At 63.1% G+C, this 20,320-nt stretch carries 17 protein-coding genes; 14 read left to right on the forward strand and 3 right to left on the reverse strand.

All coding sequences use genetic code 11. The features are described 5' to 3' along the window. Window positions 1-5: 5 nt before the first annotated feature. The gene (locus ACWGS9_RS17025) at window positions 6-773 is read left to right on the forward strand and encodes a class II aldolase and adducin N-terminal domain-containing protein (protein WP_454506341.1); all 768 of its coding nucleotides are present in this window, start codon (window positions 6-8) and stop codon (window positions 771-773) included. Window positions 774-857: 84 nt separating this feature from the next. Here the strand turns inward: ACWGS9_RS17025 and ACWGS9_RS17030 are convergent, their stop codons facing one another. Next, window positions 858-1,490, reverse strand: a complete 633-nt coding sequence (locus tag ACWGS9_RS17030; RefSeq protein WP_454506342.1) for an HAD family hydrolase — start codon at window positions 1,488-1,490, stop codon at window positions 858-860. Window positions 1,491-1,700: 210 nt separating this feature from the next. Between ACWGS9_RS17030 and ACWGS9_RS17035 the strand changes: the two genes are divergently transcribed. Beyond that, the gene (locus tag ACWGS9_RS17035) at window positions 1,701-2,660 is read left to right on the forward strand and encodes a sugar-binding transcriptional regulator (RefSeq protein WP_454506343.1); all 960 of its coding nucleotides are present in this window, start codon (window positions 1,701-1,703) and stop codon (window positions 2,658-2,660) included. A gap of 42 nt (window positions 2,661-2,702) precedes the next feature. On the opposite strand, the gene ACWGS9_RS17040 is transcribed toward ACWGS9_RS17035, so the two are convergent. Beyond that, on the reverse strand, window positions 2,703-2,888 hold the full coding sequence (locus ACWGS9_RS17040; protein WP_454506344.1) for a hypothetical protein: 186 nt from the start codon (window positions 2,886-2,888) through the stop codon (window positions 2,703-2,705). Window positions 2,889-2,998: 110 nt separating this feature from the next. Here ACWGS9_RS17040 and gcvA point away from each other — a divergent pair, with 110 nt between their 5' ends. The 9 genes from gcvA to ACWGS9_RS17085 all read left to right on the forward strand — a co-directional run bounded on the left by gcvA (window position 2,999) and on the right by ACWGS9_RS17085 (window position 13,117). Continuing rightward, window positions 2,999-3,907 (forward strand): transcriptional regulator GcvA, encoded by a 909-nt coding sequence (gene gcvA / locus ACWGS9_RS17045; RefSeq protein WP_454506345.1) that lies wholly within the window; start codon window positions 2,999-3,001, stop codon window positions 3,905-3,907. A 172-nt stretch (window positions 3,908-4,079) separates the two neighbouring features. Continuing rightward, on the forward strand, window positions 4,080-5,390 hold the full coding sequence (locus tag ACWGS9_RS17050; protein WP_454506346.1) for an ABC transporter substrate-binding protein: 1,311 nt from the start codon (window positions 4,080-4,082) through the stop codon (window positions 5,388-5,390). A gap of 143 nt (window positions 5,391-5,533) precedes the next feature. Further along, window positions 5,534-6,406 (forward strand): carbohydrate ABC transporter permease, encoded by an 873-nt coding sequence (locus ACWGS9_RS17055; RefSeq protein WP_320216372.1) that lies wholly within the window; start codon window positions 5,534-5,536, stop codon window positions 6,404-6,406. A 10-nt stretch (window positions 6,407-6,416) separates the two neighbouring features. Further along, window positions 6,417-7,241, forward strand: coding sequence for a carbohydrate ABC transporter permease (locus ACWGS9_RS17060; RefSeq protein ID WP_454506347.1), 825 nt, complete (start codon window positions 6,417-6,419; stop codon window positions 7,239-7,241). A gap of 69 nt (window positions 7,242-7,310) precedes the next feature. Beyond that, window positions 7,311-8,315 carry an ABC transporter ATP-binding protein gene (locus ACWGS9_RS17065; RefSeq protein WP_454506348.1) on the forward strand — a complete coding sequence of 335 codons (1,005 nt, stop codon included), beginning with the start codon at window positions 7,311-7,313 and terminating at the stop codon, window positions 8,313-8,315. Continuing rightward, a complete protein-coding gene (locus tag ACWGS9_RS17070) occupies window positions 8,312-9,082 on the forward strand; it encodes an L-iditol 2-dehydrogenase (RefSeq protein ID WP_454506349.1) in 771 nt (256 codons plus the stop codon). Before ACWGS9_RS17065 ends, ACWGS9_RS17070 begins: the two co-directional genes overlap by 4 nt. A 166-nt stretch (window positions 9,083-9,248) precedes the next feature. Continuing rightward, window positions 9,249-10,727, forward strand: coding sequence for a mannitol dehydrogenase family protein (locus ACWGS9_RS17075; RefSeq protein ID WP_454506350.1), 1,479 nt, complete (start codon window positions 9,249-9,251; stop codon window positions 10,725-10,727). Between the two features lie 123 nt (window positions 10,728-10,850). Continuing rightward, window positions 10,851-11,534 carry an HAD family hydrolase gene (locus ACWGS9_RS17080; RefSeq protein ID WP_454506351.1) on the forward strand — a complete coding sequence of 228 codons (684 nt, stop codon included), beginning with the start codon at window positions 10,851-10,853 and terminating at the stop codon, window positions 11,532-11,534. Continuing rightward, a complete protein-coding gene (locus ACWGS9_RS17085) occupies window positions 11,531-13,117 on the forward strand; it encodes an FGGY-family carbohydrate kinase (protein ID WP_454506352.1) in 1,587 nt (528 codons plus the stop codon). The genes ACWGS9_RS17080 and ACWGS9_RS17085 overlap by 4 nt, the downstream gene beginning before the upstream one ends. A gap of 175 nt (window positions 13,118-13,292) precedes the next feature. On the opposite strand, the gene ACWGS9_RS17090 is transcribed toward ACWGS9_RS17085, so the two are convergent. Continuing rightward, entirely contained in the window at window positions 13,293-14,639 is a 1,347-nt protein-coding gene (locus tag ACWGS9_RS17090) for a nucleotide sugar dehydrogenase (protein WP_454506353.1), read from the reverse strand. 444 nt (window positions 14,640-15,083) lie between these two features. Between ACWGS9_RS17090 and ACWGS9_RS17095 the strand changes: the two genes are divergently transcribed. Genes ACWGS9_RS17095 through ACWGS9_RS17105 form a run of 3 tightly spaced genes read left to right on the forward strand, consistent with a single transcriptional unit; the run spans window position 15,084 to window position 20,220 of the window. Then, a complete protein-coding gene (locus ACWGS9_RS17095) occupies window positions 15,084-16,139 on the forward strand; it encodes an NAD-dependent epimerase/dehydratase family protein (RefSeq protein WP_454506354.1) in 1,056 nt (351 codons plus the stop codon). After that, on the forward strand, window positions 16,136-17,413 hold the full coding sequence (locus ACWGS9_RS17100) for a glycosyltransferase family 2 protein (RefSeq protein ID WP_454506355.1): 1,278 nt from the start codon (window positions 16,136-16,138) through the stop codon (window positions 17,411-17,413). Before ACWGS9_RS17095 ends, ACWGS9_RS17100 begins: the two co-directional genes overlap by 4 nt. Beyond that, a complete protein-coding gene (locus ACWGS9_RS17105) occupies window positions 17,410-20,220 on the forward strand; it encodes a DUF3131 domain-containing protein (RefSeq protein WP_454506356.1) in 2,811 nt (936 codons plus the stop codon). Before ACWGS9_RS17100 ends, ACWGS9_RS17105 begins: the two co-directional genes overlap by 4 nt. Window positions 20,221-20,320 lie beyond the last annotated feature (100 nt).

Raw genomic sequence — 20,320 nt, forward strand, 5'->3', positions numbered from 1 at the left:
TTTCGATGAGCCTTGCCCGCCTGCACAAGGAACCGCTGAGCAACCTGCCCTATTATGAGGAGCGGGTCGATCTCGCCGCCGCCTTCCGCTGGACCGCCCGGCTCAACATGCACGAGGCGGTGGCCAACCACTTCTCGTTGTCCGTCAATGAGGACGGCACCAAGTTCCTGATGAACCCGAACCAGGTGCATTTCTCGCGCATCAAGGCGAGCGACCTGCTTTTGATCGACGCCAACGACCCCGAAACGCTGTCCGGTCCCAATGCGCCCGATCCGACCGCCTGGGGCCTGCATGGCGCCATCCATCGCAACGTCCCGCATGCGCGCTGCGCCATGCACGTCCATTCGATCCACGCCACGGTGCTTGCCTCGCTGGCCGATTCGACGCTGCCGCCGGTCGATCAGAACTCCGCCATGTTCTTCAACCGCCATGTCGTCGACGCCAACTATGGCGGGCTGGCCTTCGAGGAGGAGGGTGAGCGTTGCTCGCAGCTTCTCGCCGACCCCAAGGTCAAGGTGATGATCATGGGCAATCACGGCGTGATGGTCATCGGCGACAGCGTTGCCGACACCTTCAACCGCATGTTCTATTTCGAACGCGCCGCCGAGACCTACATCAAGGCGTTGTGGACCGGCCGCCCGCTGCGCACGCTCTCCGACGAGATCGCCGAGAAGACCGCGCGCGAAATGGACGATTACCCCGGCCAGGCCGAACGCCATCTTGCCGAGCTGAAGGCGATCCTCGACGAGGAAGAGCCGATCTACCGGAATTGAGCGGCTTCCTTCCTTCTCCCCGTTCACGGGGAGAAGGTGCCCGAAGGGCGGATGAGGGGCGGCGCCGACGCCTGGAAAATTTATTCAGAGTCCCAGCTGAGCCCGCAATTCCTTGGCGCTGTTGATGACGATGGCGCCGGGCGGACCTTCCATCGGCGCTTCCGGCCAGAAGATCGTCTTCATGCCCGCCGCCAGTCCGGCCATGGCGCCGGTGCGGCTGTCGTCGACCGCGACCGCATCCGCCGGATCGACGCCGGCCAGATAGGCCGCGCGCAGGAAGGGCTCGGGGAAGGGCTTGCCTTCGATCACATCGTTGCGGCTCACGGTGCGCATGCCCGGATAGATAAGGCCGACGGCGGTGAGATTGGCGTCGACGATGAGCCGGTCGGAGTTGGACACCACCGCCTGCTCGACGCCGAGCGCCCGCAATTCGTTGAACACTTCGATCGCGCCGGGGCGTGGCTTCAGCGTTTCGGCCAGCGGCAGGTAGTGATCATATTTGCGCACGATCCAGTCGTCGAACGGCAGGCCAAGGCCGAACTCGTCGCGCAGCATCTCGTAGACCGGCCATGCGGCGATGCCCAGCACGCGCTCGTGCAGGTCGACCGGCGGCGCGACGCCGACGCTGCGCAGCGCCGCCACAAGTGCTGCCTCATGCAGCGGCTCGCTGTCGACCAGCGTCCCGTCCATATCCCAGAAAACGGCTTTCGGCGTCATGCGCGGCTCCCTTCGCCGATCCCCTTAATGGGTTTCCCGATGGAGATAAACCGTCCCGCCGGCAAATGGCCTGGGCAAGCGGCGGATTGATCCTTCGGGAGCCTGCAACACTCCAAGCAATTGCCCATTCGATAGACAATTGCGCGCGGGCGTATTCGCTGTAAGCTATAGCGCCCGTTTCAGGATTGTCTACGGGCCGGGAGGCAGGACGTGAATTCGCGACAGGAAACCGGCAGCACGAGGTTGGACGACGCCGCGCGCGCCGGCTGGCTTTATTATGTTGCCGGCAACACGCAGGACCAGATCGCCGCCAAGCTCGGCATTTCCAGGCAGACGGCGCAGCGGCTGGTATCGCTTGCCATGTCGGAGGGCCTGATCAAGGTGCGGGTCGATCATCCGATCGCCAATTGCCTCGACCTCGCCGCGCGGCTGAAGTCACGCTTCGCGCTCGACCTTGTCGAAGTGGTGCCGAGCGATCCGACGTCGAGCTCGACGACGATCGGCATCGCCGAGGCGGCGGCCGCCGAGATCGAACGCCGGCTCCGCTCGGAAGCCCCCATCGTCATGGCGATCGGTACCGGGCGAACACTGAAGGCGGCGATCGAGCAACTGCCGCCGATGGAATGCCCGCAGCACAAGGTGGTGTCCTTGACCGGCAACATCTCGCCCGACGGTTCGGCGGCCTTTTACAACGTCATTTTCACCATGGCCGACCGCGTCAAGGCGCGCTCCTTCCCGATGCCGCTTCCGGTCATCGCGTCCTCGCCGGAAGAGCGCGAGATGCTGCTCAACCAGCCGATGATCCAGCCGACCCTGGCGTTGGCCGCCGAGGCCGACGTCACCTTCGTCGGCATCGGCGACCTCGGTGCCAGGGCACCGCTCTATGAGGACGGCTTCATTTCGGAAAGCGAGTTGAAGGCGCTGCAAAAAGCCGGCGGCATCGCCGAGATCGTCGGCTGGGTCTTCGACCGCGAAGGCCGCATGATCGAGGGCATCACCAACGACCGCGTCTCCTCCGCCGCGCTGCCGTCGCGGGAAAGGTCGCTGGTCATTGCCCTGGCCATGGGCGAACGCAAACTGCCGGGCATCCTTGCCGCCGTCAATCGCCGGCTGGTCAACGGCCTCATCACCGATGAGCGGACGGCCGAAGCCCTGCTCGCCGGCGCATGATCCGAGCCGGACAGCCCACGCGCGACCGATAAAAACAGCCGGCTATTGCGAGCGGCCGCGCGGATCGTTGCCGTCGAGAAAGCCCATGTCGCGCTTTAGATGCTCCGACAATTCCCGGACATCGACATAGCCGCGCCTACGGCCCGAAAACCGTGAGAATTCCCGCGCCAGCATGAAAAACCAGCCGCGCACCGGGGTTGAAACGAGCTTTTCCTGAACCGTGACCATGATCTTCAGCCTTCGCCATGCTTGAACTGGATTGATCGTCGACCCCAAATATCGGGTTGGCCGGTTCGTGCTTCCAATCAAACCTCGATCATGACCCATAAGGAGGCCTTATGCCCGATCTCAGCTCTCCGCAGCTTGCGCCGCTGCCGCCGCTGCAGGCGATCCGGGTGTTCGAAGCGGTGGCCCGGCACCTGTCCTTCACCAAGGCGGCGCAGGAGCTGGGCATGACCCAGGCCGCGGCGAGCTATCAGATCAAGCTGCTTGAGGAGCGCATCGGCGCGCCGCTGTTCCTGCGCCGTCCACGGCAGATTGAATTGACCGAGCCCGGTCAGCGCCTGGCGCCCGCCGTCAGCGAAGCCTTCGCCATTCTGGGCCAGGCCTATGCCGCGGCGCGCGGCGGCGCCGACGGCCTGCTATGCGTCACCACCGTGTTGACCTTTGCCTCGAACTGGCTGGCGCAGCATCTGGGCGCGTTCCAGATCGCTCATCCGGCACTTGCCGTGCGGCTCGATACGTCGAGCCGCCTGACCGACTTCGCGCGCGAGGATGTCGATCTCGCCATCCGCTCCGGTGGCGGCAAGTGGCCGGGCCTCGAGGCGCATAAACTGCTCGACGCCGATTTCACCCCGATGCTGAGCCCCAAGCTCGCGGCGAGCATCGGCGGCGTCAACGAGCCGGCGGATCTGTTGCGCTTGCCGATCCTCGATCCCGGCGACATCTGGTGGGCGCAATGGTTCGAGGCCGCCGGCGTCGGCGCGCATGACCTCGCCAAACGGCCGGGCAGCAGCATGGGCGCGCAGGCCTATGAGGCGAACGCGGCAATTGCCGGCCATGGCGTTGCGATCCTGACCAGGGCGCTGTTCAAGAACGAGATCGCGGACGGCCGCCTGGTCCAGCCCTTCGACCTGGTGGGCGATGACGGCCATGCCTATTGGCTGGTCTATCCGACGGCGCGCCGCAACGTGCCGAAGATCCGCGCCTTCCGCGACTGGATCCTTGCCGAGATCGCCTGCCCGTAAGCCGACTGCCCTCTGTTTCCTCTCCAACATCCTGGCCGCATCGCCGGGTTGGGGTCACGTTGCGTCATTTCTGTTGCGCTGCAGCACAGATTCCGGCTTGACATAATTCATGCCAAGTGAGTAATTGCCCAAAGCCAAGGCAAATGCTCAACTTGGTTTATGGGAGGAATTGATGAAACTTCGCACGCTCACCCTGGGCCTGTTGTCGGCCAGTGCTCTTGCTTTCGCCGCGCATGCCGAATCCATCACCATCGCCACCGTCAATAATGGCGACATGGTCCGCATGCAGAAGCTGACGGACGACTTCACCAAGGCTAACCCCGACATCCAGCTCAACTGGGTCACGCTTGAAGAGAACGTGCTGCGCGAGCGCGTCACCACCGACATCGCCACCAAGGGTGGCCAGTACGACGTCATGACCATCGGCACCTACGAGGTTCCGATCTGGGCAAAGCAGAGCTGGCTCCTGCCGCTCGACAAGCTCGGCAACGACTACGACGTCAAGGACATCATCCCGGCCATCGCCGGCGGCCTTTCGGTCAACGGCAAGCTCTATGCCGCGCCCTTCTACGGTGAAAGCTCCTTCGTCATGTACCGCAAGGACCTGATGGAGAAAGCCGGGCTCAAGATGCCCGACGCGCCGACCTGGGACTTCATCAAGCAGGCCGCCGACAAGATGACCGACCGCGCCAACGGCGTGAACGGAGTGTGCCTGCGCGGCAAGGCCGGCTGGGGCGAGAACATGGCCTTCCTCACCGCCATGTCGAATTCCTTCGGCGCCCGCTGGTTCGACGAGAACTGGAAGCCGCAATTCGACCAGCCGGAATGGAAGAAGACGCTGCAGTTCTATGTCGACCTGATGAAGGCCGACGGTCCGGAAGGCGCTTCGTCCAACGGCTTCAACGAGAACCTGGCGCTGTTCCAGCAGGGCAAGTGCGGCATGTGGATCGACGCCACCGTCGCGGCGTCCTTCGTTTCCGATCCGAAGGCCTCGCAGGTCGCCGACAAGGTCGGCTACGCGCTGGCGCCCGACAACGGTCTCGGCAAGCGCGGCAACTGGCTGTGGGCATGGTCGCTCGCGGTCCCGGCCGGCACTAAGAAGGCCGATGCCGCCGAGAAATTCGTCTCCTGGGCAACCAGCAAGCACTATGCCGAGCTGGTCGCTGCGAAGGAAGGTTGGGCCAACGTTCCTCCGGGCACGCGCTCCTCGCTCTACGCCAATGCGGAGTATCAGAAGGCAGCGCCTTTCGCGAAGATGACGCTGGACTCCATCAACGCCGCCGACCCGACGCATCCGACCGTCAAGCCGGTGCCCTATGTCGGTGTGCAGTTCGTCGCCATTCCTGAATTCCAGGGCCTCGGCACCACCATCGGCCAGCTCTTCTCGGCGGCGCTCGCCGGCCAGTCGAGCGTCGACGATGCGCTGAAGCAGGCTCAGGACGCGGCCACCGCGGCGATGACCGAGGGCGGCTACATCAAGTAAGGCTCCTCCCGGTGCCGAATGCCGGTCGCCTACCATGACCGGCAGGTGGCCGCCCGAAACCCAGTTCGGGCGGCCACCCTTCAAAATCGGGAAAACTCTGGCACAACTCTGAAAATCCGGCTGACTTTGGGAGGGTGACCGCCATGGCTACTCAACAAACCCGTTCGCTTGCCCGTTTCATGATGGCGCCATCGGTGATCCTGCTGTTCATCTGGATGATCGTGCCGCTGGCTTTCACGCTCTGGTTCTCGTTCCTGCAATACAATCCGCTGAACCCGATCCGCGACGGCTTCGTCGGGCTGTCCAACTACAAGCTGTTCTACGACAATCCGGCGTTCTTCGCCGCCATTCTCAACACCCTGACCATCGTCGTGGCGGTCCTCCTGATCACCATCATAGGCGGCATTCTTCTTGCGCTGCTGCTCGACCAGCCGATCTGGGGCCAGGGCATCGTGCGCATCCTGGTCATTTCGCCGTTCTTCGTCATGCCGCCGGTTGCCGCACTCGTCTGGAAGAACATGATCATGCACCCGCAATACGGCGTCTTCGCCGACATTGCGCGCTTCTTCGGCGTCCAACCGGTCGACTGGTTCGGGCAGCATCCGCTGACGGCAGTCATCATCATCGTCGCCTGGCAATGGCTGCCTTTCGCGACGCTGATCCTGTTGACGTCGCTGCAGTCGCTCGACGGCGAGCAGAAAGAGGCGGCCGAGATGGACGGCGCCGGCTTCATCAGCCGTTTCATCTATCTGACGCTGCCGCATATGTCGCGCGCCATCACCGTCGTCATCCTGATCCAGACGATCTTCCTGCTCTCGATCTATGCCGAGATACTGGTCACCACGAATGGCGGCCCGGGCTATGCCTCCACCAACCTGCCTTTCCTCGTCTACCAGAAGGCGCTGCTGGAGTTCAAAATCGGTCAGGCGTCCGCCGGTGGCGTGATCGCCGTCATTCTCGCCAACATCGTTGCCTTCTTCGCCATGCGCGCCGTCGGCAAGAACCTCGACAAATAGGGAGGACAAGATGGCACGCGCAGTCACCACCCAGCACAAGACCATCGCCACGGCCGCGGCCTGGATCGTCGCCCTGCTGATCTTCTTTCCGATCCTTTATACGATCATTACCTCGTTCAAGTCGGAGCAGGAGGCGATCCAGGGCTTTGCCCTGATCCCGTCGGGCACCATGGAAAGCTACGCCGAGGTGCAGGCGCAGAGCGGCTATTTCAAGTTCTTCCTGAACTCGGTGATCCTGTCGGTCGGCTCCACCGTCCTGGCTCTCCTGGTCGCTGTCCCGGCGGCATGGTCGATGGCTTTCTCGCCGACCAAGCGCACCAAGGACATCCTGATGTGGATGCTCTCCACCAAGATGATGCCGGCCGTCGCGGTGCTGTTTCCGATCTACCTGATCTTCCGCGACACCGGCCTGCTCGACAGCCGCATCGGCCTCACCGTCATGCTGATGCTGATCAACCTGCCGATCGTGGTGTGGATGCTCTACACCTATTTCCGCGAGATTCCGGGCGAGATCCTGGAAGCGGCGCGCATGGACGGCGCCTCGCTGTGGAACGAGATCATCTATGTGCTGACGCCGATGGCCGTTCCCGGCATCGCCTCGACGATGCTCTTGAACATCATCCTGGCCTGGAACGAGGCGTTCTGGACGATCCGGCTCACCACCACCAATGCCGCACCGCTCACCGCCTTCATCAGCTCCTTCTCCAGCCCGCAAGGCCTGTTCTGGGCCAAGCTCTCGGCGGCCTCGACGCTGGCGATCGCGCCGATCCTGATCATGGGCTGGTTCAGCCAGAAGCAGCTGGTGCGCGGCCTCACCTTTGGTGCTGTGAAATAGGGACGGCGCCGTGAAGTAAGAGCACTGCCAAGCGGCGGACGACGAAGAAATCCCCCGGGGAGGAAAACCATGGGAAACATCACGCTCAAGAACGTCTCCAAGTCCTTCGGGTCGACGACGATCATTCCCGACATCGACCTCAATATCGAGGACGGCGAGTTCGTCGTGTTCGTCGGTCCGTCCGGCTGCGGCAAGTCAACGCTGCTGCGCCTCATCGCCGGGCTTGAGGACGTCAGCGGAGGCACCATCACCATCGACGGCCGCGACGTCACTCAGGAGGCTCCGGCCAAGCGCAAGCTGGCCATGGTGTTCCAGTCCTACGCGCTCTACCCGCATATGACGGTCGCCAAGAACATCGCCTTCCCGTTGAAGATGGCCGGCGAGGACCAGGCGACCATCGACAAGAAGGTCAAGGACGCCGCCCGCGTGCTGAACCTCACCAACTATCTCGAGCGTCGCCCCGGCCAGCTCTCCGGCGGCCAGCGCCAACGCGTCGCCATCGGCCGCGCCATCGTGCGCCAGCCCTCGGCTTTCCTGTTCGACGAGCCGCTCTCCAACCTTGACGCCGCACTTCGCGGCACGATGCGCCTGGAGATCAGCGAGCTGCACCATCAGCTGAAGACGACGATGATCTACGTCACCCACGACCAGGTCGAAGCCATGACCATGGCCGACAAGATCGTCGTGCTCAACGCCGGCAATATCGAGCAGGTCGGCTCGCCGATGGAGCTTTACAAGACGCCGAAGAACCTCTTCGTCGCCGGCTTCATCGGCTCGCCCAAGATGAACATGATAGAGGGCGCGCCGGCGGAAAAGTATGGCGCCAAGACCATCGGCATCCGGCCCGAGCATCTCAACATCTCGACCACGTCAGGTGATTGGAAGGCGACGGTCGGCGTTGCCGAGCATCTCGGTTCCGACACCTTCCTGCACGTCCAGGCGGACGGCATCGGCACCGTCAATGTCCGGGCCGACGGCGAGGTTGCGGTGAGGCATGGCGACACCGTCTATCTGACGCCCGACAAGGCCAAGCTGCATCGCTTCAGCGCCGACGGCAAGGCGCTGGCGCAGTGAGGTTGAAGGGCAAATCGGCGCTGATCACCGGATCGGCGCGCGGCATCGGCAGGGCCTTCGCCGAAGCCTATGCGCGCGAAGGTGCGACGGTGGCGATTGCCGATATCGACCTGGAAGCGGCGCAAGCGACGGCGAAAGCGATCGGCCCAGGAGCTTACGCTGTCCAACTCGACGTCACCGACCTGGCTTCGATCGATGCGGCGGTGAAGGCGGTCGAGGCCAGGACCGGCGGCCTCGACATCCTGATCAACAACGCCGCCCTGTTCGACCTGGCGCCGATCGTCGAGATAACCAAGGCGAGCTATGAAAAGCTGTTCGCGGTCAATGTCGCCGGCACGCTCTTCATGCTGCAGGCGGCCGCCCGCTCGATGATCGCCGCAGGCAAGGGCGGCAGGATCATCAACATGGCGAGCCAGGCCGGCCGCCGCGGTGAGCCGCTGGTCGCCGTTTACTGCGCCACCAAGGCCGCCGTCATCTCGCTCACCCAATCGGCCGGGCTCGATCTCATCAAGCACCGTATCAACGTCAACGGCATCGCGCCGGGCGTCGTCGACAGCGACATGTGGGATCAGGTCGACGCGCTGTTCGCCAAATATGAGAACCGGCCGAAAGGCGAGAAGAAGCGGCTTGTCGGCGAGGGCGTTCCCTACGGCCGCATGGGCAAGCCCGAGGATCTCGCCGGCATGGCGGTCTTCCTCGCCAGCGACGAGGCCGAATACATCGTCGCCCAGACCTACAACGTCGATGGCGGCCAATGGATGAGTTGACGGGGATGAGTTGAGGGGGGAGGCGCTTCTCTTCTTTCCTCCGGAGAAGACGCCGCGGGGCAGGTGAGGGGCAGCATGCTGGAACACCAGGTGTTGCCCCTCATCCTCGCCCACCCGAAGAAGGCGGAAACAGTCGGGCCGCCGATCGGCCAAAGGGTAAAATGCGATGACCGTAAAACTCTCTTCCTCGAACCTCGCCAGGCTGCCGGCCAAGGTCGCCGGTCCGAAATACGACCGCTCCACCCTGAAGGCGGGCATTGTCCATTTCGGCGTCGGCAACTTCCACCGCTCGCACCAGGCGGTCTATCTCGACGACCTCTTCGGCACCGGCGAGGGCCATGACTGGGCGCTGATCGGCGCCGGCGTGTTCGAGGGTGAGAAGGTCGGCCGCGCCAAGCTCGAGGAACAGGACTGGCTGACCACCGTGGTCGAGCAGGACCAGGGTCATATGAGCGCCCGCGTCACCGGCGCCATGATCGATTTCCTGACGCCCGGCGATACTGCCGCGATCATCGACCAGCTTGCCGACCCGGCGATCAAGATCGTTTCGCTGACCATCACCGAGGGCGGCTATTTCATCGACCCGGCCTCCGGCAAATTCAACCCGGCCCATCCCGACATCGTTGCCGACGCTCAAGCAGGCGCAGCGCCCAAAACGGTTTTCGGCATCATCCTCGCCGGGCTGCTGCGCAGGCGCGCCGACGGCATCGTGCCGTTCACAATCATGTCCTGCGACAACATCCCCCATAACGGCCATGTCACGTCCGACGGCGTCATAGGCCTGGCACGGCTGATCGACGAGGACCTTGCCAAATGGGTAGAGGACAAGGTCGCCTTCCCGAATGGCATGGTCGACCGCATCACGCCGGCCACCACCGACCGCGAGCGCAAGATCCTCGCCGACGATTTCGGGTTGGAGGACAATTGGCCGGTGTTTTGCGAGCCGTTCAAGCAATGGGTGCTGGAGGATCATTTCACCGCCGGCCGCCCGGCGCTGGAGAAGGTCGGCGTCCAGTTCGTCAAGGATGTCTCGCCTTACGAGCTGATGAAGATCCGCATCCTCAATGGCGGCCACGCCACCATCGCCTATCCAGCCGGGCTGATGGACATCCATTTCGTCCATGAAGGCATGCAGGAGCCACTGGTGCGGGCCTTCCTCGCCAAGCTCGAGCATGACGAGATCATCCCGACCGTGCCGCCCGTGCCGGACACCGATCTGGAGGACTATTACCAGCTCATCGAGGGCCGCTTCTCCAATCCGAAGATCGGCGACACCATCCGCAGGCTTTGCCTCGACGGCTCCAATCGTCAGCCGAAATTCATCATCCCGACGATCGCCGACCGGCTCAAGGCGGGCAAGGGCGTCGCTGGTCTCGCGCTGGAATCGGCCTTGTGGTGCCGCTACTGCTTCGGCACCACCGACAGCGGCGCCGTCATCGAGCCGAACGACCCGAGCTGGGACCGCATGCAGGCGACCGCGAAAGCGGCGAAGGGCGATCCGAAGGCCTGGCTGGCGATGGAGGACATCTATGGCGATGTCGGCCGCTCGCCCGTCTTCGCCGAGGCCTTCGCCCATGCCTTGAAGGTCCTGTGGGCGAACGGCGCGCGCGAAACCCTGACGCGCTATCTCGCCGGAAAGCTCTAGAGCGTGATCCCGAAAAGTGGGAACCGGTTTTCGGAATAGATCACGCTCCAACAAAGAGTTGGCTCAGGATGACGATTCAACGAAGCGTTATCCTGATCTAAGACCCACTGGAAGCATGCCTCGATGACGCCCGAACTGGTCATCTTCGACTGTGACGGCGTCCTGGTCGACAGCGAGGCGCTTTCGGTTTCGGCGCTGCTTGGCATGATCGAGCGCGCCGGCGGCGCGGTCAGCGAAGACGCCGCCTACGAGCACTTCCTCGGCAAAAGCATGAAAAGCGTCCGTGAAATCCTCGGCCGCGACTTCGGACTGGAAATCAGCGACCAGCATCTGACGGCCATGCGCGTCGACCTGATGCGCAAATTCCGCGAGGAACTGAAGCCGATCGCCGGCGTCAAGGAGGTGCTGCCGAAGCTCGGGCCGCCTTGCTGCGTCGCCTCGTCAGGCACGCTGGAACGCATCCGCTACGCGCTCGACGTCACCGGCCTGCTCTCGCTTCTGGAGCCGCATCTCTTCAGCGCCACAATGGTCAAAAGCGGCAAGCCGGCTCCCGACCTTTTCCTCCATGCTGCCGCCAGCATGCGGGCGCATCCGCGCAACTGCCTGGTGATCGAGGACAGTCCCGCCGGCATTGCCGCGGCTCGAGCGGCGGGCATGCGCGTCCTTGCATTCACCGGTGGCTCGCATGCGTCCAACCCCGCCCTCAAGGCGCGGCTTGCGTCGACGGAGCCGGACTCTATATTCGCTGACATGCTGCAATTGCCCGATCTGATTGCAGGCCTGGGAGCGAGAGTAAAAGCATCTTGACGAAAAGCTTTGTTTGCGCGGTCGATGTCGGCACCGGAAGCGCTCGCGCGGGCATTCTCGACTCGCGGGGCAACCTGCTCGGCCGCGCCGACCATCCGATCGCCATGCATCAGCCCAAGCCCGATCATGCCGAGCACGATTCGGAAGATGTCTGGTCGGCGGTGTGCAAGGCCGTGCGGGTCGCTCTCCAGAAATCCGGCGTCGCCGCAGGCGAAATCGCCGGCATCTCTTTCGATGCCACCTGCTCGCTGGTCGTTCGCGACAGGCAGGGTGGCCAGCTCAGCGTCTCGGTCACCGGCGAGAAGCGCTGGGACACCGTCGTCTGGCTCGATCACCGCGCCATCGCCGAGGCCGATGAATGCACGACGAGCGGTCATGCCGTTCTCGATTATATCGGCGGCGTGATGTCGCCTGAGATGGCGACGCCGAAGCTGATGTGGCTGAAGCGTCATTTGCCGAAGACCTGGAATGAAGCCGGCTACCTATTCGACCTCGCCGATTTCCTGACCTGGAAGGCAAGCGGCTCGCTTGCCCGCTCGCAATGCACGCTCACCGCCAAATGGACCTATCTCGCGCATGAGGAAAAAAGCTGGCGGCGCGATTTCTTCGAGCTTGTCGGCCTCGGCGACCTGTTCGAGCACGGCAATCTGCCGGAGAAAGCCAGCTCCGTCGGCGCTGACATCGGCGCATTGACGGCGCAATCGGCGGCGGAACTTGGGCTGACCGAGAAGTGCCGGGTTGGCGCCGGCGTCATCGACGCCTACGCGGGCGCGCTCGGCGTGCTCGGCGGCTTTGCCGGCGATGAGCAAAACATCAGCCGGCATCTGGCGCTGATCGCCGGCACGTCGTCCTGCGTCATGGCGATGTCGCCCGACCCGCAGCCCTTTGCCGGCGTCTGGGGCCCCTATTACGGCGCGGCACTGCCGACGCTGTGGCTGGCGGAAGGCGGCCAGTCGGCCACCGGCGCGCTGCTCGACCACATCATCCGCTGGCACGGCGCCGGCGGTGAGCCGGACGCGGCCATGCATATGAAGATCGCCAGCCGCGTCGCCGAGCTGCGCGCCGAGGACGGCGATGCGCTGGCCGCAAGGCTGCATGTGCTGCCGGACTTTCACGGCAACCGTTCGCCGCTCGCCGACCCGCACGCGGTCGGCGTCATCAGCGGCCTGACGCTCGATTCCTCCTTCGACAGCCTGTGCAAGCTCTACTGGCGCACTGCCGTCGGCATCGCGCTTGGCGTGCGCCATGTGCTGGAGGCGCTGAACGAGAACGGTTATCTGATCGACACGCTGCATGTCACCGGCGGTCACACCAAGAACCCGCTTTTGATGGAGCTTTATGCCGACGCCACCGGCTGCACGGTGGTCGAGCCGCTGGCCGACGAGGCGGTGCTGCTCGGCACCGGCATGGTGGCGGCGACCGCCGCCGGACTCTATGGCGATCTCAACGCGGCCTGTGTCGCCATGCAGCAGGGCGGCAGGACGCGCGCGCCCAACAAGGCCGCCGGCGCCCGCTTCGACCGCGACTACCGCATCTTCCTCGAAATGCATCGCCAGCGGCAGGCGCTCGACGCGATTGGGTAACGTGGCGGACTTGGGCGTTCGGCTCAAGGAACTGGGGCGCAGCCGTGGTCTTGAGATTGGCTGCGCCTTCTCCGGAAACACCGACCCGGACTACAGGGCACTCGTCGCTCGGCACTGCCGTGGCCCGGATCATTGCGGATGCGCCATGCCGTAGGTGAGAAATTTCCGGTTTCCGTCAGGCTTTTACCACCCGGTCGCAGACGATGCCGTTGCGCTGCATGGCGTTTCGCGTGTCGATGATCAGGCGCGAATGATTTGCCAGCAGCCCGTAGTCCACCCCATCGTGATCGGTGACGATGACGACCGCATCATAGGCCGCGATGGAGTCGCGGTTGAGGCGGATGCAATCCTTGCCGGCCAGAGTCGGGTGTTTGCGCGTCTTCGGTATCCGCGCGACATGAGGGTCGTGATAGGCAATGTCCGCCGCGCGTGTTTCGAGCAGCTCGATCAGCTTGAGCGCCGGACTTTCACGCACGTCCGCCACGTTCTTCTTATAGGCAACGCCGACGATCAGGATCGCTGCCTGGCTCAACGGCAGGCCAAGCTGCGTGTCGAGGGCTTCCGACAGCTTGGACATGACATAGTGCGGCATGGAGACGTTGATCTCGCCGGCAAGCTCGATGAACTTCGTCGACACCTCGAACTCGCGCGACTTCCAGGTCAGGTAGAACGGGTCGATCGGGATGCAATGTCCGCCGAGCCCCGGACCGGGATAGAACGGCATGTAGCCAAAGGGCTTCGTCTTTGCCGCCTCGATGACTTCCCAGATGTCTATCCCCATCGCGGAATAGATGACCTTGAGCTCATTGACCAAAGCGATGTTGACGGCCCGGAAGATGTTTTCCGTCAGCTTCACCACCTCAGCCACCTTGATGGTTGAGACAGGCACCACTTTCTCCACGATCGCGCCGTAGAAGAGCGCCACCAGTTTCGCAGCGACTGGGCCGTCGCCGGCGACAACCTTCGGAATGGTAGCGGTTTCAAAGCCTATGCTGCCCGGATCCTCGCGTTCCGGCGAATAGCCGAGGAAGAAATCCCTGCCGGATTTGTAGCCCGTCGCTTCCAGTATGGGCTTCATCACCTCATCGGTGGTGCCGGGATATGTGGTCGATTCCAGCACGACAAGCTGGTGCTTGCGCAGATGGGCCGCGATGGCGCGCGTTGTTCCTTCCACGAAGGAAAGATCGGGCTCGCGCTGCTTTGTCAGCGGCGTGGGGACGCATATGGAGATGACATCGCATTCCTCGATGGCCGCGAAATCCGATGTCGCCTGGAAAGACCCGCTCGCGCTGATGTCCTGCAAGGCCTCGTCGGTAACGGCGCCGATATAGGACCGGCCCGCTTTCAGTCTCTCGACCTTGCTGTTGTCGATATCGAAGCCGATCACCCGGAAGCCGGCTCGCGCCGCAACCGCGGCAAGCGGCAGCCCGACATAGCCAAGTCCGATGATGCCGATCGTGGCCGTTCGTGATTCAAGTCTTGAATGAAGTGTCGCGCCGCGAGCCTGCTCGGCCGAAGTCATTGTTGCCTCCATCGGTGGCGCTGGCCCGGGACGGGCGCCGCATTGCAATGCCGTGAATTCTGACGGACAGGACTTCTGGTAGCCGGCGTCATAACCCCACATTGTCGCGGGTCGCCATGCAACTCTTGTGCCACGCGGTTTCATGCGCGTCTGAGCCATGCGCGGAGCCGCAAAGGCAAAGAACAGCGGTCCGCGCCGGGTCAAAATTCTTTGGATTGTCAAGTGTGCTGCTTGTGCCGGCTTCGCACGCACTTGTTTCATTTTAGATCACGTTAAAAAACAAGTCCCAAAAAAGGCAATGATTACAAGGCCGTAATTAACCACTGTTGTTTATCATATTATTAACTATTAGTTGCATTGCCTGGGGAAATCCTCGTTTCATGGAGAAAGGCGCACAATTAGGGGGTGCGGCTCTCTTCTTTTGCAAGCGAGGATTGTCGCTCTATGAGCATGAACAGCAACGAGGTCAGATGCCTTATCGCGGGAGGCGCGGGGTGTCTCGGGACCAATCTGGCCCGTCGCCTTCTCGATCAGGGCGCGCATGTCGACGTCGTCGACAATCTCTCCACCGGTCGCCAGGCGAATGTCGACCAGTTGTCGCGGCATCGGAACTTCGGGTTCATCAAGATGGATGTCGCCGATCCGGCAATTTGCCGCCGATTGCAGCGTCGCCGTTACAGCCATGTCTATAACCTGGCCTGTCCCACGGGCGTTCCCAACATCAAGCGGCTGGGCGAGCAGATGCTGATGGCCTCGTCCGCCGGGACGCTGAACCTGTTGAAGATAGCGCGCAGGTGCAAGGCGAAATATCTGTTTGCCAGCACCGCCGAGGCTTACGGCGATCCGGACGTTTTCCCGCAGGTTGAAACTTACGTCGGGCGGGTCGATCCCGTCGGCCCGCGCAGTCCTTACGAGGAAGGCAAGCGCTTCGGCGAGGCGCTAACCCGCTTCTGGGGCGGCAAATACGGCGTCGAGGTGCGCATCGTGCGCATTTTCAACACCTATGGTCCGGCCATGTCGCCCAAGGACCAGCGTGTCATCCCGCGTATGTTGACGCGCCTCATCGCCGGCCAACCCGTGCCGATCTATGGCGACGGAACACAGACGCGAACCTTTCTCCACGTCGATGATCTGGTGAACGGGCTTCTCACCGTCGTCGAGAAGGGCAACAGCGGCGAGGTTTACAATGTCGGCGGTGACGAACAGATCACCGTCCGCGATCTCTTTTCCGCGGTGAAAAAGGCGACCGGGCTCTCGGGGGAAGCTGCCTTTCGCGACCATTTCATCGAAGATCACCGCGGCCGCTGGCCGGACACGACCAAGCTGCGGGCTCTTGGCTGGCGGCCGAACATTCCGTTGGAAGCAGGCATTCGCCAGAGTTATCAGGATCTGCTTGCCTCGATGGAGATCAAGCCGGCTCGCGCGGCTTTCGGCTTCGCGCGCAGCAAGGACCGCAGCGCGCCGGTCTTGGGCGATCGGCCGCAGCCCGCCTCGCCATGAGCGCGACGGCCGTCCTCAACCTGACCTTGATGGTGCTCAGTGCGTCGCTGGGCATCAACATCGCGTTCTGGTGCACGGTCGGACTGCTGCGCTTCATCGCCGAGCTCGGCAGCCGCAAGGTCGCCGCGGGCGCTCGCGCCATCAAGGTCGCCGATGTAGCGGTCGTCATTCCGGCGCACAACGAGCAGATCGCGCTTCCCAAATGCATTGCCGCTCTCAAGGCGATTATCCCGGCCCGGCAGATCTATGTTGCCAGCGACGGGTCGAGAGACGCCACGGTGGCTATCGCCCGAAGCCTGGGCTGCAGGGCCCTTGATATCCAGCCCAACGGGGGCAAGGCCAAGGCCATAGACCGGGCTATCAAGCACTATCGCCTTTGCAAGCGGTTCAAGGCCGTGCTGATCCAGGACGCCGACTCCGAAATCGACCCGCACTATTTCGACTACGCCCTTCCGCTGTTTGACGATCCGGGTGTCTGCGTCGTCGCGGGCCATGTCCTGTCGCGCTGGCGCGATCAGCGCCTGCCGACGCTGGATATGCTCTTCGCCGCCTATCGGACACGCCTCTACAGGATCCTGCAGACGGCGTTCCAGTATGGCCAGTCCTGGAAATGGACCAGCGTGAGCTATATCGCGCCTGGCTTTGCAAGCATGTATCGCACCCAGGCTCTGATCCAGATCGACATCACGGCCCCGGGCCTTGTCATCGAAGACTTCAACATGACCTTCGAGGTGCAGCACAAACGGCTGGGACGCGTCGCCTATACGCCGAGAGCGCGATGTTCGTCGGAAGACCCTTTCAGCCTCTCCGACTATCGCAAACAGGTGCAACGCTGGTATCTCGGCTTCTGGCAGACGGTGCGCCGGCACGGGGTCTGGCCAAGCCGTTTCTGGCTTTCGCTCGGCGGCTTGCTGGCGGAATTGCTCGTCATATCGATTTTCGCCCTCGCCTTGCCGTTGGCCACCCTGGCGTATCTGACGACCGGCTTTGAAATCCCCGCATTGTCGATAGGCCAATTGGCGATACGGCCGGTCTCGCCTCTCATTCTCCTCGCGTTGTTTCTCGCCGTCGACTATGCGCTCACTTTTATCGTTGCGCTCATCGAGCGGCGGCCGAGCCTGATGCTCTACGGCATCGCCTTTCCCGCCATCCGGCTTCTCGATGCCGCGCTTTTCCTGCGCGCCCTTGCCAAATCCTTCTCCGCGAAATCCGACGGCCGCTGGGTGAGCCCGGCGCGGTACGCGATCCCCGCCGCCGGCAGGAGGCACTCATGAACATTACCCGGCGCTCGCTTCTTCTCGGCGGCATCACCATCCCGCTCCTGGCCGTTGCCGGCCGCGGTGTCGCCACGGCGGCGGCGCGCCTGCCCAATCCGCTGATCGTGATCGTCAGCGGCGTCGGCGCCCGTGCCGATACAGGCAAGCTCGGAGCTGTCGCAAACGCCTTCTCGTCCGCAGGTCTGCCGATCGCCATGACCATCAAAATGACTGGCGACCCCGGCGACATTCCAAGCTACAGCTCGGGGCTGGCCAAGTGGATCAGGCAGTCCGTGGAACTGGTTCCGAACGCCATCGAATTCGGAATCCATGCCACGACGATCGCGCTGCCCGATCCTTATCTTCAGGCCCGGCAGGCGGGCGAAATGCAGGCCGCCTTCTCGCACATGATCAACGCGTTCGACCGTTACAAGTCCAAGGCCGTCATCACCGCGCTGACGCTGACCACCAATCAGCCGCTGCAATCCTACCAGGACGCCGCATCGATGCGGTCCGCCGGCATCCGCACCGTCATTCGTCTCGCGGGAGAACACGACGACAAGGTTGGCCTGCAGCCGTCGGATGGCGGTTACTGGACGACCAACACCGGTCTTGTGAACACCTTTGCCTCGGCGCGGACATCCGCCACACCGGGCAATGGGACTGTCGCCGCCCTGACGGCGCCGGCCACGCTTGCGCCGAACATCACGGCTCTTACCGCCAACACCGACCCGATTATCGTTGAAATCCCCTTTGACGCGCTCGCCGGTTTGTCCAACGCAGATGCGGCCGACTATGCGGCTGGCGTTGCCATGGCAGTGCTTGCAGCCACCTCATCCGGCGCCGCGCGTGTACTGACCCCGCAAAAGCTCTATGCGCAGAGCCGCGGTACCGGCAGGCGCTACATCGTGGTCAGGGTAGACGATCTGCGCCTCGACAGCGACACCGATCCGAGCCACATGGCCTTCGTGCGCGGTCTCATTGAAGCCGGCTATCCAGTTACCGACGCCATCATCCCGGCTCCCAAGGCGGGCCTGCTGTCGGCGGACGAAAGCAGCAAGGACTATCTGCAATCGATGCTCGCGGACCAGCGATACGATATCGCTGGGCATGGCTGGCACCATACGCCTTCCGAACTGCTCGGAAACTCGCTCGGAAAGGATGTCGACCTCATCAGGGACTGCATGAGCGAAATCTACCGCTCCACCGGCAGGCTGCCGCTGACTTACATTCCCCCGAACGACGATTTCGACGACAACACGCTCAATGCCGTGGCTGGCACAGGGACGCCGATATTCGCCGCCGAGAAGGGGACCCTGCGCTGGTTCAATGGGCTCGACAGGCACGGACTCCTGCATGTGTCCAACACCATCAAGTTCGAAAGCGCCTGGACGGGCGACCTTCCCTATTTCTCCGAGGAACAGGTTTTCGATTACCTTGGAGCGGACAATGACGCGGTCTTTTGCGTTCACCCGGACACCGCCAAAACGCCCGAAAAAAAGAAAGTGATACTCGACTCCATCGCTCGGATGTCGGGCGAGCCGGGCACGACGCTGGTCAATTTCGCGGAGTATTACAAAGCCGTCTGCCCCGCGATGCCGAAGGTGGATCGTGTCAGGCAAGCCCGTGCCGACGTGTCGGTGAAGGACTGGAGAAAACCCGATCCGCATCGGCTGGAAGAGGAAGCGCTGAGAGCCGATGCCGAACTGGCCTGGACCTATTTCGATTGGGGTGCAAAGAACTTCAACGGCATGGCGCCCGCCACGTCGTGGGTCGAATTCGGCAGGCAGACCGGATATCCGTTCACAACGATGTGGGATACCGGATCGCACATCCTGGCGGCGGTTTCCGCTCAGCGAATGCGCATCATCGACCAGACCGAATTCGAGAAGATGATCAATCGAATCCTCGCATTCCTGAGTCAGGGTGATTTCAGCTTTGCCGGGGTGAAGCTCCCAAATACCGAGCGGCGGCTTAGCTCGAAGGGCGGCGAGCGCGATGGCTTCGACAGTGCCGACGTTGGACGCCTGCTGGTTGCACTCAAGATTCTGGACAGCTACACGGCGGGTGCTTTCCCGGTGTTCAAGCTGGTGCGGCATTGGTCGTTCGGGCCCGTCCTCAAAGACGGCGAGTTGCATGTGGTCAGTGACGCCGGCAAGATTTCGTCGGCACCGTACAACAGCTATGCCGGCTATGCCGGCCGCGGATACAGCCTCTGGGGCGAGGCGATATCGGCGGCGTTCACCACTCCCGATCCGAGCAACGATATGGACGCCGCCCTCGCGGCCATGGCGGAAATCCAGCGGCGCGGCCGCATCGCGACCGAGCCCCATGTCACCGAGGAAATCGAGTTGGGCGGGTCACCACACGGGCGCCTCATCGCGGACATCCTCTACGCCGCTCAGATGAAGCGCTTCCGGGATACCGGCATCCTGACCTGCGTTTCCGAGACCGCTATGGCCGGGCCTCCGTATTTCACCTATCAGGGTTACCAGCTGACCGATGATGGCGGCACTTTCCCGGTCGACACGTTGAAGACCTCCGCGCTCGACAAGGCGGCGAAGCTTTCCGACTCTCTGCGGCTGGTCAATTCCAAAGGCGCCTATCTATGGCTCGCGGCCCGGCCGGGCGACTACGCGCAAAAGCTCGTGGCCCATGTCAGGGAGCGCGCCAAGATGAAGGGAATGGGTTTTTCCGCTGGAGTGTCTGAACGGACCGGCAAGCGCATCGAGGTCACCGACATCAACACGAACGGCATCATCCTTGAGTCGGCCGCCTACATACTCGGCGGCCGCAAACCGCTGCTTTCGTCGGCGGAGGCCTGAACCTTGCCGGGGGCGGCGTCGGAGTCGCGTGTCGCCCAATGGCCTGTGTCGCTGTAGCTGGTCGCACCTGGTAGCGACCTGGCAGTCGTCGCGACGGGCC

The organism is Mesorhizobium sp. Arg314 (assembly GCF_053714275.1).

Coding starts and splice junctions, on each gene's coding strand:
- ACWGS9_RS17025 (WP_454506341.1), top strand. CDS start 6: ATGAGCCTTGCCCGCCTGCACAAGGAACCGCTGAGCAACCTGCCCTAT.
- ACWGS9_RS17030 (WP_454506342.1), bottom strand. CDS start 1,490: ATGACGCCGAAAGCCGTTTTCTGGGATATGGACGGGACGCTGGTCGAC.
- ACWGS9_RS17040 (WP_454506344.1), bottom strand. CDS start 2,888: ATGGTCACGGTTCAGGAAAAGCTCGTTTCAACCCCGGTGCGCGGCTGG.
- gcvA (WP_454506345.1), top strand. CDS start 2,999: ATGCCCGATCTCAGCTCTCCGCAGCTTGCGCCGCTGCCGCCGCTGCAG.
- ACWGS9_RS17050 (WP_454506346.1), top strand. CDS start 4,080: ATGAAACTTCGCACGCTCACCCTGGGCCTGTTGTCGGCCAGTGCTCTT.
- ACWGS9_RS17055 (WP_320216372.1), top strand. CDS start 5,534: ATGGCTACTCAACAAACCCGTTCGCTTGCCCGTTTCATGATGGCGCCA.
- ACWGS9_RS17060 (WP_454506347.1), top strand. CDS start 6,417: ATGGCACGCGCAGTCACCACCCAGCACAAGACCATCGCCACGGCCGCG.
- ACWGS9_RS17065 (WP_454506348.1), top strand. CDS start 7,311: ATGGGAAACATCACGCTCAAGAACGTCTCCAAGTCCTTCGGGTCGACG.
- ACWGS9_RS17075 (WP_454506350.1), top strand. CDS start 9,249: ATGACCGTAAAACTCTCTTCCTCGAACCTCGCCAGGCTGCCGGCCAAG.
- ACWGS9_RS17080 (WP_454506351.1), top strand. CDS start 10,851: ATGACGCCCGAACTGGTCATCTTCGACTGTGACGGCGTCCTGGTCGAC.
- ACWGS9_RS17090 (WP_454506353.1), bottom strand. CDS start 14,639: ATGACTTCGGCCGAGCAGGCTCGCGGCGCGACACTTCATTCAAGACTT.
- ACWGS9_RS17095 (WP_454506354.1), top strand. CDS start 15,084: ATGAGCATGAACAGCAACGAGGTCAGATGCCTTATCGCGGGAGGCGCG.
- ACWGS9_RS17100 (WP_454506355.1), top strand. CDS start 16,136: ATGAGCGCGACGGCCGTCCTCAACCTGACCTTGATGGTGCTCAGTGCG.
- ACWGS9_RS17105 (WP_454506356.1), top strand. CDS start 17,410: ATGAACATTACCCGGCGCTCGCTTCTTCTCGGCGGCATCACCATCCCG.